Here is a 12,986-nt window from a genome sequence, read left to right as displayed (position 1 = left end):
CGGCGCGGAATCGGTTGGCCATCGAGGTGCCGGTGTTGACGCGCCAACCGCTGCGGGCGGGCACCCCCCGACACGGCCCCTTGCCGCCGTACGCGGCTGCCGGGGTGTGCGCCCGGCCGCGTCGTGCCGCTGGGTGGTGCCGGAGGGGCGCGCTGCGCGCCTTCTCCGGTGGGAGGACAGCCGACTAGGCGTCGGCAAAGGGGGTGCTGGGGCGGGCGTAGCGTTGGTGTATGACGACGTACGGATCCTTTCCCGGCACGCGGCCTCGGCGGCTGCGGACCACCCCCGTCATGCGGAGGATGGTCGCCGAGACCCGGCTGCATCCCGCAGATTTCATCCTTCCGGCCTTTGTGCGCGAGGGCGTTGCCGAGCCGGTGCCGATCGCGGCGATGCCCGGCGTGGTGCAGCACACCCGGGACACGCTGAAGAAGGCCGCCGCGGAGGCGGTCGCGGCGGGGATCTCCGGGATCATGCTGTTCGGCGTGCCGGAGGAGTCGAAGAAGGACGCGGTGGGTACGCCGGGGACCGACCCGGACGGGATTCTGCAGGTCGCGATCCGTGATGTGCGGGCCGAGGTGGGCGACGAACTGCTCGTCATGTCCGACCTGTGTCTCGACGAGACCACCGACCACGGGCATTGCGGGGTGCTGGACGCCGAGGGGCGGGTCGACAACGACGCCACCCTTGAGCGGTACGCCGAGATGGCGCAGGTCCAGGCCGACGCCGGGGCCCATGTGGTGGGACCCAGCGGCATGATGGACGGGCAGATCGGGGTCGTCCGGGACGCTCTGGACCAGATCGGGCGGGAGGATGTCGCCGTCCTCGCGTACACGGCGAAGTACGCGTCCGCCTTTTACGGGCCCTTCCGGGAGGCCGTCGGCTCGTCGTTGAAGGGCGACCGGAAGACGTATCAGCAGGATCCGGCGAATGCGCGGGAGTCCCTGCGGGAGTTGGCGCTCGACCTCGAAGAGGGCGCCGACATGGTCATGGTGAAGCCGGCCGGGCCCTACCTGGACATTCTGGCGCGGGTGGCGGACGTCGTGGACGTTCCTGTGGCCGCGTACCAGATCTCCGGGGAGTACTCGATGATCGAGGCCGCCGCCGAGAAGGGCTGGATCGAGCGGGACCGGGCCATCCTGGAGTCGCTGACCGGGATCAAGCGAGCCGGTGCGCAGAACATCCTCACGTACTGGGCGACCGAGGTCGCGCAGCGGTTGTTGTGAGGCCCTGGGGCGCCCCCGGGACGCAACGGTTCGAAGTCGGTCCGGCTACGGCTGGAACTCGTTCCGGGGAACGTCCGGGGGGTGGCCTGTGGTGGTCTGGTGGTTTTCCGGAGTTCCTGGGGTGATCTTCTGTGGGTCTGTCCGGAAAACGACGGTCGGGGGTTGGGCGATTCGGCGAGTACGGGGACAGGAACTGGGGCGATGTAACGAATTGACGAGTCCCCGTCAGGGTCCTTATCTTCTGCGCCTGGCCTGATCCGTTCGGAGGGGTCTTACGTCGATCCCTGGGGGGAACGCAATGAGCTGGTTCATCGAGGCGCTGAAGAAGTACGCGGTGTTCAGTGGGCGCGCGCGCCGCAAGGAATACTGGATGTACACGCTGTTCGTCGCGATCATCTACATCGTGCTGGCGATCCTCGCCGCCGTCACCAAGCAGCCGCTGATCGCGGTCGTCTTCTACCTGGCGATCCTCCTGCCGAGCCTGGCGGTCACGGTTCGCCGTCTGCACGACACCGGCCGCACCGGCTGGTGGGTCCTCATCGGGCTCGTCCCGCTCGTCGGCGCCATCGTGATGCTGGTCTTCCTGTGCAGCGAGGGCGAGTCGGGAGCGAACAAGTTCGGCGCGAACCCGAAGGAAGCGCCGGCTCTCGTCTGACGTCGGGATACCTGCTGTGCTTCGAGGCCGTCCGGCTGTCCGGGCGGCCTCTCGGTTTGTTCAGGGGGTCGTCGAGGACGCGGTGGACGGGCCCTCGTCGCGTACGCCCGTTCCGTCCTCGCAGCCCGTCAGCACGAGCGCGAGGAGCGTGAGGGCGGTGGTGGCGAGGAGGCAGCGGATTCGGGCGGGCATGGAGACAGCGTGCGGGGTGGACGGCCGCGGGGGCCAGGATTCGCGGGGGATTCGGGACGCCGGGGCGATGGGACGCCGGATGACCTGCGGGGATGTCGTGATCGTGGGACGCCGTGCGGGACGCCGTAGGGCGGGGACCGGGGAAATGCGGTGGCGGGCACCATCAAGTACCGCCGGGAGTTAGGTTGTTGACTCTCTTCCGCCGACTCTTCGAGGAGACGCCGATGTCCGGTGACGCCCTCAGCCTGGATCCCGCCGAGCTGAGAAGGAGGATCGACACCACCAGGGCGCACCCGGCCCGTGTCTACGACGTCTTCCTCGGCGGCAAGGACAACTACCCCGTCGACCGTGAGGCGGCCGCCGCGGCGCTCGCCGCCAACCCGCGCGGCTACCTCGACGTGCGCCACAACCGTGACTTCCTGCGCCGGGCCGTGAACACGCTCGCCGGGGAGGACGGCATCCGGCAGTTCCTCGACATCGGCACCGGCCTGCCCACCGCGGAGAACGTCCATCAGATCGCCCAGCGCACCGCGCCGGACTCCCGGGTCGTGTACGTCGACAACGATCCGGTCGTGCTCGCGCACGCGCGTGCCCTGCTGACGAGCGGGCCCGACGGGCGTACGGACTACATCGACGCCGACTTCAAGGACCCGGCGCAGATCCTCGAACAGGCCGCGAAGACGCTGGACTTCGACCAGCCGATCGCTCTGTGCCTGGTGGCGATCCTGCACTTCGTCGAGGACGAGGAGGCGTACCCGATCGTGCGCGGACTCGTCGACGCGCTGCCCTCCGGGAGCCGGCTGGTCCTCAGCCATCTCACCGAGGACCTCAACGCCGAGAACATCCGGGCGGTGCAACGGACGTACACCGAGCGCGGGTTCACCTTCGTGCTGCGGACGAAGGGTGAGGTCGAGCGGTTCTTCGCCGAGAGTTCACTGGAGCTGGTCGAGCCGGGTGTCGTACCGGCCCACCGGTGGCGGGCGGACGGCGCGGCGCCGGTGCCGGAGCAGCCGGAGGCGTCGTACCTGGCGGGGCTCGACGACATCGAGAAGGTGCGGTACGCCGACATCAACGACGTGACGGACGCGGACATCAACGTGTACGCGGCGGTGGGGACGAAGGCCTGACGGGGGGCTGGTTCCGTCCGTATCGCGGAAACCTGCTTGTAGACGGCATGTATGTCTCTAGGGTGCCGTGGCATGCGTTGCCGTTCGTCCGCCGTAGTCGAAGGAGTCGCCGCCATGACCGTCACCGAGGTGGAAACCGCGCCCGTGCCGCCGCTCGCCGCTCGGACCCGGGCGGTCGGCGGCTCGGCCGTGCGGGACATCCTCGCCGTCACCGCCCGCCCCGAGGTGATCAACTTCGCGGGCGGGCTGCCGGCGCCGGAGCTGTTCGACGCGGAAGGCATCGCGGAGGCGTACCGGGCCGTCCTCGCGGAGGCGCCCGCGCGGGCGTTGCAGTACTCCACCACCGAGGGCGAGCCGGGGCTGCGGGGCGCGCTGGCGGCACGGATGTCGGTGCGGGGGCTGCCGACCGAGGCCGACGACGTCCTGGTCACCACGGGGTCGCAGCAGGCTCTGTCCCTGCTCGCGACCGCGCTGGTGGAGCCCGGGGACACGGTTCTCGTCGAAAGTCCCTGTTACCTGGCGGCACTTCAGGCCTTCGGCTTCGCCGGGGCGCGGGTGCTGGCCGTGCCGGGGGACGGGGACGGGCTGGACCCGGCGGCGCTGGAGGAGCTGGTGGTGCGGGAGCGGCCCCAGCTGCTGTACACCGTGCCGACGTTCCAGAACCCGACGGGCCGTACGCTGCCGGCCGCGCGCCGGGCTGCGGTCGCCGCCGTGGCCGCCCGGCGGGGGCTGTGGATCGTCGAGGACGACCCGTACGGGGAGCTGCGGTTCGAGGGCGAGCGGGTGCCGTGGATCGCCACGTACCCGGGGGCGGAGGACCGTACGGTCCTGCTCGGCTCCTTCTCCAAGGTGATGGCGCCGGGGCTGCGGCTGGGGTGGCTGCGGGCCCCCGGTGAGCTGCGGCGGGCGTGCGTGGTCGCCAAGCAGGCCGCCGATCTGCACACGCCGACCGTCAACCAGCTCGCCGCGGCACGGTACGTGGCTCACCGGGACCTGGACGCGCATGTCCGGCGGGTCGCCGGGGTGTACCGGGAACGCCGGGACGCCATGCTCGCGGGGCTCGGGGACGCGCTGCCGGAGGGGTCGGCCTGGAGCCGGCCGGAGGGCGGGATGTTCCTCTGGGCCCGGCTGCCGGCTTCGTACGACACGACCGAGCTGCTGGCGCGGGTGGTGCGGCACGACGTCGCCTATGTGCCGGGGGCGCCCTTCTATGCCGGTGAGCCGGATCGGTCGACGCTGCGGCTGTGCTTCGTGACGCAGACGCCGGAGGAGATCGGGGAGGGGCTGCGGCGGCTGGGAGCCGGGCTGCGCGAGGCGGGGTCGGAAATTCTTTGAGTTCCGTGCCGGTGGTCTGCTTATGGTGCGGTCAATGTCGGATGTCGTGGAGAAGTACTTCGAGAGGATCGGCTGGGAAGGGGAGCGGCGGGCCGATGTGGCGACGCTGAAGGGCGTGCATCTCGCGCACACGCGGGCCATCCCCTTCGAGAACCTGGATGCCCTGCGCCGCCGGGCTCCCTCCCTGGACCCCGTCGACCTCGTGGCCAAGCTGGTCGACAGCCGGCGCGGCGGCTACTGCTACGAGCACAACTCGCTGTTCTCGCTGGTCCTGGAGGCGCTGGGCTTCGGCGTGACCCGGCTGACCGCCCGCGTCGTCGTGGGCGCGGACCGCATCGAGAGCCGGCCGCGCACGCACATGGCCCTGCTCGTCGAGGTGCCGGGCGAACCCGGGCCGTATCTGGCCGACGTCGGCTTCGGGGCCCTCGGGTCGTTGCTGGAGCCGGTGCCGCTGGTGGCCGACACCGAGTTCCGGGACGCGGAGCGGCGCCACCGGCTGGTGCACGCGCCGGAGCATCGAGGGCCGTCGCAGATGTGGGTGCTCGAGGCGTACGCGCCGGAGAAGGGGGGCGGCCAGTGGGAGGCGCAGTACGCGTTCACCCTGGAGCCGTTCGAGAAGCCCGACTTCGAGGTCATCAACTGGCACATCGCGACGAACCCGCGCTCGCCCTTCACCCAGCGCCTTTTCGTGCAGCGGGTCGCCCCCGGACGGCACTTCGTCCTCGTCGGCCGCGTGTTCACCGAGACGAAGGCCGACGGCACGGTCAGGCAGCGGGAGTTGACGGACGAGGCACAGGCGCGTCGGGTTCTGGAGGACGAGTTCGGGATCGTGGCTCCGGAGGGGGCGACCCTGCTGCCGTGAGAGGCGGGCCAGGTCAGTCCCACCAGAAGGACCAGGCGGGTTCGCCGATCAGCTCCTTCGCGTAGGTGCGCAGGTCGTCGAGGTCGCCCTGCATGAGGGTGTCCGGGCAGAAGGCGACGTGCTCGGCGGCGACCGCCTCGGCCTCGGCGGGAGTGCTGGGCGGGGCGGCTACGGAGACGACCAGCGTGTCGGAGGTCAGCGCCACGACCCGTATGCCGAAGCGGTCCTCCCAGGAACGCAGGACCGCGCAGAGCCGCGCCACGTCGTTCTCGTGGTTGAGCGGGCCGGTCCAGCCGATCGCCGCCGGTATGTCGGCGGAGCGGCGGGCCGGGACCAGGGCGAGCCGCGGGTGGTGGAACGCGGAGCCCCGGCCGCCGCGCACCGAGTCGGCGACCTCGGCCGCCCGCACGTCCGGGTCGGCTTCCTCCCGGCCCGCGGGGGCGAGGCCGGGCCAGGCCGGGCCGAAGGGGGCGAGCGGGTCGTCGTGGGAGGGGGAGGCTTGCTCGGTGGCTTCGGTGGCTTCGGCCGCTTCGGTTTCGGGCGGGGGTTGATCGTCCGCCGTGTGTTCCTCCCAGAACTCCGCCAGGACCTCCTCGGCGTCGTGGTCCCCGGGGTACGACATCAGCTCGGGGTCCAGTGCCCAGCCCTCCGGGCCGCCGCCGTCGGCGCCGTAGGTGTCCACGAGTACGGGAAGCAGCCCGTGCCGGGCGGCGGGCGGTGCCAGGGCCGCCCAGTCGCCGGGGGACGGGGGCTGCTCGGCGTACCACAGCAGGGGTTCGTGCCAGGGGCCGTCGGACGTCTCGTCGACCAGGCTTCCGGGCGGGAGTCGCAGGCCGAGCGTCGCAAGTCGCGGCAGGGGGTTGGGAAGTGTCGCCATGCCGGTGACTGTAGGGGCAGCCACTGACAGCGGCTGCCCCCGCCTGTCCGCCGGTGACGGGAGGTCAGAGGCGCTCGGGCGTCCTGATGCCCAGGAGGGCCATGCCCTGGTGGAGGGTGCGGGCCGTGAGGTCCACCAGGAGCAGGCGGTTCTCGACGACCTCCGGGGCGTTGTCGGCCGACAGCACCTGGCACTGGTCGTAGAACGTCGTCAGCAGCGACGCCAGCTGGTACAGGTACGAGGCCAGCTTGTGCGGCTCGTACGCCGCCGCCACGTCCAGGACCGTCTCGCCGAACTGGTCCAGGTGCAGCCCCAGTGCGCGCTCCGCCGGGGCCAGTTCGAGCTCCGGGTGCGCGGCGGGGCGGGCCTCGCCGGCCTTGCGGAGGATCGACTGGATACGGGCGTACGCGTACTGGAGGTACACGGACGTGTCGCCGTTCAGCGACACCATCTGGTCCAGGTCGAACTTGTAGTCCCGTACGGCGGAGGTGGACAGGTCCGCGTACTTCACGGCGCCGATGCCGACGTACCTGCCGTTCTCGACGATCTCCCGCTCGCTCAGGCCCACCTTCTCGGCCTTCTCGCGGACGACGGCCGTCGCCCGCTCGACCGCCTCGTCCAGGAGGTCGACCAGCTTCACCGTCTCGCCCTCACGCGTCTTGAACGGCTTGCCGTCCTTGCCGAGGACCGTGCCGAAGGCGAGCTGGACCGCCTTGACGTCCTCGCCCAGCCAGCCGGCCCTCCGGGCGGTCTCGAAGACCATCTTGAAGTGGAGGGACTGGCGGGCGTCGACGACGTAGACGAGCGTGTCCGCCTTCAGGTTGAAGACGCGGTCGCGGATCGCCGAGAGGTCGGTCGCCGCGTAGCCGTAGCCGCCGTCCGACTTCTTGACGATCAGCGGGACCGGGTTGCCGTCCGGGCCCAGGACGTCGTCGAAGAAGACACAGAGGGCGCCCTCGGAGCGGACCGCCACACCTGAGTCCTCCAGGAGGCGGCAGGTCTCCGCGAGCATGTCGTTGTAGCCGGACTCGCCGACGATGTCCGGGTCCCGGACCTCCATGTCCAGCTTCTCGAAGACGGAGAAGAAGTAGATCTTCGACTCGTCCACGAACTTCTGCCAGGTGGCGAGCGTGTGCGGGTCGCCGGCCTGGAGGTCGACCACCCTGCGGCGGGCCCGGGTCTTGAACTCCTCGTCGGAGTCGAAGTGCTTGCGAGCCGCCTTGTAGAGGCGGTCGAGGTTCGACATCGCCTCCTCGCCCGACACCTGGGTGTCCTTGTGGTCCAGCTCGTGCGGGTGCTCGTCCAGATACTGGATGAGCATGCCGAACTGCGTGCCCCAGTCGCCGATGTGGTGCCTGCGGACCACCGTCTCGCCGGCGAACTCCAGGAGGCTGACCGCCGCGTCGCCGATCACCGCGGAACGCAGGTGGCCGACGTGCATCTCCTTCGCCACGTTCGGCTGGGCGTAGTCGATGACCGTCGTGCCCGGGTTCTCGGCGAAGGGGACCCCGAGGCGGTCGGCATCCGCGTGCCGCGCGGCCAGGTTCTCGGTGATCGCGCCGTCCGTGAGCGTGATGTTCAGGAAGCCGGGGCCGGAGACCTCGATGTCCTTGATCACGTCACCGGTGACCACCTGGGAGACGACCTGCGTCGCCAGCTCCCGCGGGTTCGCCTTCGCCTTCTTCGCGAGGGCCAGGATCCCGTTGGCCTGGAAGTCCGCCCGGTCGCTTCGGCGCAGCAGCGGGTCGGCGGAGCCGGCCTCCGGCAGAGCAGCCGAGAGGGCGGACGCGAGGCGCTGGTTGACGGAAGCGGTGAGGGACGTGACCGGGGCCATAGGAGTGGGTGCCGTTCTCCTCGTGGGAATAGGTGGGCCCGCCCAGTATCCCACGGGGCGTAAAGCGGTTTTCCTGGGCGCGAGGTGGTCTGGGAGAATGGATCGTCAGCCGTGCGGCCGTACCGGCTGCTCGTGTGAAACCTTCAGGAACCATCAAAAAGAGGACGTGCCGATCGTGGCTCAGAGCACCGAGACCACCGACTGGGTCTCCCGTTTCGCGGATGAGGTCATCGAGGAGTCGGAGCGTCGGGCCCCGGGCAAACCGGTCGTCGTCGCGTCCGGGCTCTCGCCTTCCGGACCCATCCACCTGGGGAACCTCCGCGAGGTGATGACCCCGCACCTCGTCGCCGACGAGATCCGGCGGCGGGGCCGGCAGGTGCGCCACCTGATCTCCTGGGACGACTACGACCGGTACCGCAAGGTGCCAGAAGGCGTCGCCGGGGTCGACAAGAAGGCCTGGGAGGAGCACATCGGCAAGCCGCTGACCTCCGTGCCCGCGCCGAAGGGCTCGTCGCACCCGAACTGGGCCGAGCACTTCAAGGCCGCGATGGTCGAGTCGCTGGCCGAGCTGGGCGTCGAGTTCGACGGGATCAGCCAGACCGCGCAGTACACCTCCGGCGTCTACCGCGAGCAGATCCTGCACGCGATCAGGCACCGCGGGGACATCGACGCGATCCTCGACCAGTACCGGACCAAGAAGGCCCCCGGGAAGAAGCCGTCGCAGAAGCCTCTCGACGAGGCCGAGCTGGAGGCCGCCGAGGGGTCGGGGGCGGCAGGCGAGGACGACGGCAGCTCCGGGTCGGCCGGGTACTTCCCGTACAAGCCCTACTGCGGCAACTGCGAGAAGGACCTCACCACCGTCACCGCCTACGACGACGACAGCACCGAGCTGACGTACGCCTGCACCGCCTGCGGCTTCTCCGAGACCGTCCGGCTGAACGAGTTCAACCGCGGCAAGCTGGTCTGGAAGGTCGACTGGCCGATGCGGTGGGCGTACGAGGGCGTGATCTTCGAGCCGAGCGGCGTCGACCACTCGTCCCCCGGATCGTCCTTCCAGGTCGGCGGGCAGATCGTCGGGATCTTCGGCGGGAAGCAGCCGATCGGGCCGATGTACGCCTTCGTCGGCATCAGCGGGATGGCGAAGATGTCCTCGTCGAAGGGCGGTGTGCCCACCCCCGGTGACGCCCTGAAGATCATGGAGCCGCAGCTCCTGCGGTGGCTGTACGCCCGGCGCCGGCCCAACCAGTCCTTCAAGATCGCCTTCGACCAGGAGATCCAGCGGCTCTACGACGAGTGGGACAAGCTGGACGCGAAGGTCGCGGACCGGTCCGCCCTGCCCGGTGACGTGGCCGCGCACGCGCGTGCCGTGGGAACCGCGGGCGGTGAGCTGCCGAGGACGCCCCGGCCGCTGCCGTACCGGACGCTGGCCTCCGTCGCCGACATCACCGCCGGGCACGAGGACCAGGCCCTGCGGATCCTGTCCGAGCTCGACCCGTCGAACCCGCTCGGATCCCTCGACGAGGCCCGCCCGCGGTACGACAAGGCCGAGGCGTGGATCAACACGCAGGTGCCCGCCGACCAGCGGACCATCGTGCGCGACGAACCCGACGCCGAGCTGCTGAAGTCCCTCGACGAGCAGGCGCAGGGGTCACTGCGGCTGCTCCTCGACGGGCTGGCCTCGCACTGGTCCCTGGACGGGCTGACCCACCTCGTGTACGGCGTGCCCAAGGTGCAGGCCGGCTTCGCGGCGGACGCGACGCCCAAGGAGCTGCCCGCGGAGATCAAGACCGCCCAGCGGACCTTCTTCGCCCTGCTGTACCACCTGCTCGTCGGGCGCGACACCGGTCCGCGGCTGCCCACGCTGCTGCTGGCGGTCGGGCAGGAGCGGGTGCGGGTTCTGCTCGGGGAGTAGGCCAGGGTTCCACGACGGAGGGGGCGCCCGGTGTCGGCACCGGGCGCCCCCTCCGCCGTACCCGGGTGGGTCAGGCGATGTGGTCCTCCTCCAGTTCCGCCGCGTGACGGTTCTGGAAGCGCATGACCATGCGCTTGGCCTCGGAGTCCGGGATGGGGGAGCCGTAGGTCGCTTCCACGTCGTAGCTGAACTGGCTCGGCGTCGGGTAACCGCTGCCACTCATCGACGACTGCTTGAATATCTGGTAGTACGACTCTTCGTCCGGCTCGGTGACCGGTGTGCCGCCGCCCTCGCCCAGCTCGCGGGTGCGGCCGGGGCTCACCGGGATGGGGAAGCTGCCGGTCTCCTCCCCGGAGGGCTCACGCAGGGGCTCCTGGTACTGGGTCTCCTGGTACTGGGTCTCCTGGTGCGGGGGCTCCAGGTACTGCTCGGCGTGCTGCTGCTCCTCGTACCACTGCTCGTACTGCTCCGGCGGGTCATAGGCGGGGTCGTAGCCGCCCTGGTAGTCGACTTGTTGCGGAGGCCTGAACCAAGGGCTCTCCTCCTCCGCGGGCGCTTCCGGCGCGTCCGGCGCCTTCGGCCCGTTCGGGGTGGTGTCGAGCTCCAGGCGCTGCTCGGCGGGAGGTGTCACCGCGGCGGCCGACGGGACAGCCTTGGCGTTCGGCGCCGTGTCCCCGTCCTCCTGCCGCGGGGCCGGGGGCAGGAGCGCCGGCTCGATGCCCGCGGCTGCCAGGCCCGCCGGCGCGGTGCGGGCCAGCGGGACGCCGTACCTCGCCAGCCTCAGCGGCATCAGGGACTCCACCGGGGCCTTGCGGCGCCAGGCGCGGCCGAAGCGGGAGCGCAGGCGGGCCTGGTAGACGAGGCGCTCCTGTTCGAGCTTGATGACCTGTTCGTAGGAGCGCAGCTCCCACAGCTTCATGCGCCGCCACAGAAGGAACGTGGGGAGGGGGGACAGGATCCAGCGGGTGAGGCGGACTCCCTCCATGTGCTTGTCGGCCGTGATGTCGGCCATGCGGCCGATCGCGTGCCGGGCCGCCTCGACGCAGACCACGAACAGGATGGGGATCACCCCGTGCATGCCCACGGCCAGCGGGTCGGGCCAGGCCGCCGCGCCGTTGAAGGCGATCGTCGCCGCCGTCAGCAGCCACGCCGTCTGGCGCAGCAGGGGGAACGGGATCCGGACCCAGGTCAGGAGCAGGTCGAGGGAGAGCAGGACGCAGATGCCTGCGTCGATGCCGATCGGGAACACGTAACTGAAGTTCCCGAAGCCCTTCTGGAGAGCGAGTTCACGGACGGCGGCGTACGAGCCGGCGAAGCCGATTCCGGCGATGACGACCGCACCGGCGACGACCACGCCGATCAGAATCCGGTGCATCCGTGTCAGCTGCAGTGGCGCGGCCACCCGTACTCCCCTCCCGATGCGTGTTGTTGCGCGCAACAGGGTGGCACAGATGTGCTTCGTACGCGTGGCCGGTAGGAATCGGCCGCTCTCCTTCGGGTCTAGGATGCATACATGTCGAAGGTACTGAATAAACTTCCAATCGGAGAGCGGATCGGAATCGCGTTCTCCGGCGGTTTGGACACCTCCGTAGCCGTGGCGTGGATGCGTGAGCGTGGCGCCATCCCTTATGCCTATACAGCCGACATCGGGCAGTACGACGAACCGGATCTGGCCGATGTGCCCGAGCGCGGGCGCACCTACGGAGCCGAACAGGCCCGGCTCGTCGACTGCCGTGAGCCCCTCGTCGAGGAAGGCCTGGCCGCCCTCGCGTGCGGTGCCTTCCACATTCGGTCGGCCGGGCAGACGTACTTCAACACGACCCCCCTCGGCCGCGCGGTCACCGGCACCCTGCTGGTCCGCGCGATGCGCGAGGACGACGTCTCCATCTGGGGCGACGGGTCCACCTACAAGGGCAACGACATCGAGCGGTTCTACCGCTACGGCCTGCTCGCCAACCCCAGCCTGCGGATCTACAAGCCCTGGCTCGACCAGGCCTTCGTGGCCGAGCTCGGCGGCCGGCACGAGATGTCCGCCTGGCTGACGCAGCGCGACCTGCCCTACCGGGACTCCGCCGAGAAGGCGTACTCCACCGACGCGAACATCTGGGGCGCCACCCACGAGGCCAAGCGCCTGGAGCACCTCGACACCTCGCTCGAGATCGTGTCCCCGATCATGGGTGTCCCCTTCTGGGACCCCGAGGTCGACATCCCGGCCGAGGACGTCACCGTCGAGTTCGAGCAGGGCCGCCCCGTGCGGATCAACGGGCGCGCCTTCCCCACCGCCGTCGAACTGGTGCAGGAGGCCAACCTCATCGGCGGCCGGCACGGCCTCGGCATGTCGGACCAGATCGAGAACCGCATCATCGAGGCCAAGAGCCGCGGCATCTACGAGGCCCCCGGCATGGCACTGCTGCACCTGGCCTACGAGCGGCTGCTCAACGCCATCCACAACGAGGACACCGTCGCCATGTACCACGGCGAGGGCCGTCGGCTCGGGCGGCTGCTCTACGAGGGCCGCTGGTTCGACCCGCAGGCGCTCATGCTCCGCGAGGGCCTGCAGCGCTGGGTCGGCAACCCCGTCACCGGCAGCGTCACCGTGCGGCTGCGCCGCGGCCAGGACTACTCGCTCCTCGACACCCAGGGCCCCTACCTCAGCTACCACCCCGAGAAGCTGTCCATGGAGCGCAGCCACGACCCGGCGTTCGCCCCGGACGACCGCATCGGCCAGCTGACCATGCGCAACCTCGACATCGCCGACTCGCGCAGCAAGCTCGAGCAGTACGCCGCGCAGGGCCAGCTCGCGGCCTGGGGCGGGCTCATCGGCGAGCTGCCCCCGGGCGGCGCGGAGGCCATCGCGGCGGGCAGCTACGAAGGTGCCGTGCCGGTGGACTCCGACGCGCTCGACCAGGCGGCGATCGAGTCGGGTACGGACTGACCTGCGTCCGTGCCCGACCCGGGCGCGGCACACC

The 12,986-nt window shown here is 70.4% G+C and carries 11 protein-coding genes; 7 read left to right on the top strand and 4 right to left on the bottom strand.

Annotation, left to right across the window (positions count from 1 at the left end; all coding sequences use genetic code 11):
• The first annotated feature begins 230 nt into the window (after window positions 1-230).
• On the top strand, window positions 231-1,223 hold the full coding sequence (hemB, locus tag KUM49_RS04455; protein ID WP_217235352.1) for a porphobilinogen synthase: 993 nt from the start codon (window positions 231-233) through the stop codon (window positions 1,221-1,223).
• Between the two features lie 298 nt (window positions 1,224-1,521).
• Window positions 1,522-1,878, top strand: coding sequence for a DUF805 domain-containing protein (locus tag KUM49_RS04450; protein WP_217235351.1), 357 nt, complete (start codon window positions 1,522-1,524; stop codon window positions 1,876-1,878).
• A 60-nt stretch (window positions 1,879-1,938) separates the two neighbouring features.
• Here the strand turns inward: KUM49_RS04450 and KUM49_RS49715 are convergent, their stop codons facing one another.
• The gene (locus KUM49_RS49715) at window positions 1,939-2,070 is read right to left on the bottom strand and encodes a hypothetical protein (RefSeq protein WP_302185393.1); all 132 of its coding nucleotides are present in this window, start codon (window positions 2,068-2,070) and stop codon (window positions 1,939-1,941) included.
• Between the two features lie 224 nt (window positions 2,071-2,294).
• On the opposite strand from KUM49_RS49715, the gene KUM49_RS04445 reads away from it, so the two are divergent.
• The 3 genes from KUM49_RS04445 (at window position 2,295) to KUM49_RS04435 (ending at window position 5,394) form a co-directional block, all read left to right on the top strand.
• Window positions 2,295-3,197: an SAM-dependent methyltransferase gene (locus KUM49_RS04445; RefSeq protein WP_217235350.1), complete on the top strand. Its 903-nt coding sequence runs from the start codon at window positions 2,295-2,297 to the stop codon at window positions 3,195-3,197.
• 114 nt (window positions 3,198-3,311) lie between these two features.
• Window positions 3,312-4,532: a PLP-dependent aminotransferase family protein gene (locus KUM49_RS04440; RefSeq protein ID WP_217235349.1), complete on the top strand. Its 1,221-nt coding sequence runs from the start codon at window positions 3,312-3,314 to the stop codon at window positions 4,530-4,532.
• A 34-nt stretch (window positions 4,533-4,566) separates the two neighbouring features.
• Window positions 4,567-5,394: an arylamine N-acetyltransferase gene (locus tag KUM49_RS04435; RefSeq protein WP_217235348.1), complete on the top strand. Its 828-nt coding sequence runs from the start codon at window positions 4,567-4,569 to the stop codon at window positions 5,392-5,394.
• Between the two features lie 13 nt (window positions 5,395-5,407).
• On the opposite strand, the gene KUM49_RS04430 is transcribed toward KUM49_RS04435, so the two are convergent.
• Both KUM49_RS04430 and argS read right to left on the bottom strand, forming a co-directional pair.
• Window positions 5,408-6,271, bottom strand: coding sequence for a DUF4253 domain-containing protein (locus tag KUM49_RS04430; RefSeq protein WP_217235347.1), 864 nt, complete (start codon window positions 6,269-6,271; stop codon window positions 5,408-5,410).
• 64 nt (window positions 6,272-6,335) lie between these two features.
• On the bottom strand, window positions 6,336-8,105 hold the full coding sequence (argS, locus tag KUM49_RS04425; RefSeq protein ID WP_217235346.1) for an arginine--tRNA ligase: 1,770 nt from the start codon (window positions 8,103-8,105) through the stop codon (window positions 6,336-6,338).
• Window positions 8,106-8,271: 166 nt separating this feature from the next.
• On the opposite strand from argS, the gene lysS reads away from it, so the two are divergent.
• Window positions 8,272-10,017, top strand: a complete 1,746-nt coding sequence (gene lysS / locus KUM49_RS04420; RefSeq protein ID WP_217235345.1) for a lysine--tRNA ligase — start codon at window positions 8,272-8,274, stop codon at window positions 10,015-10,017.
• 70 nt (window positions 10,018-10,087) lie between these two features.
• Here the strand turns inward: lysS and KUM49_RS04415 are convergent, their stop codons facing one another.
• Window positions 10,088-11,419 carry a DUF2637 domain-containing protein gene (locus KUM49_RS04415; protein ID WP_217235344.1) on the bottom strand — a complete coding sequence of 444 codons (1,332 nt, stop codon included), beginning with the start codon at window positions 11,417-11,419 and terminating at the stop codon, window positions 10,088-10,090.
• Between the two features lie 111 nt (window positions 11,420-11,530).
• On the opposite strand from KUM49_RS04415, the gene argG reads away from it, so the two are divergent.
• Window positions 11,531-12,952 (top strand): argininosuccinate synthase, encoded by a 1,422-nt coding sequence (argG, locus tag KUM49_RS04410; RefSeq protein ID WP_217235343.1) that lies wholly within the window; start codon window positions 11,531-11,533, stop codon window positions 12,950-12,952.
• Window positions 12,953-12,986 lie beyond the last annotated feature (34 nt).

It is taken from the genome of Streptomyces sp. AC555_RSS877 (assembly GCF_019049245.1).
Lineage (GTDB): Bacteria > Actinomycetota > Actinomycetes > Streptomycetales > Streptomycetaceae > Streptomyces.
This window is presented reverse-complemented; position numbering and strand designations above follow the sequence as displayed.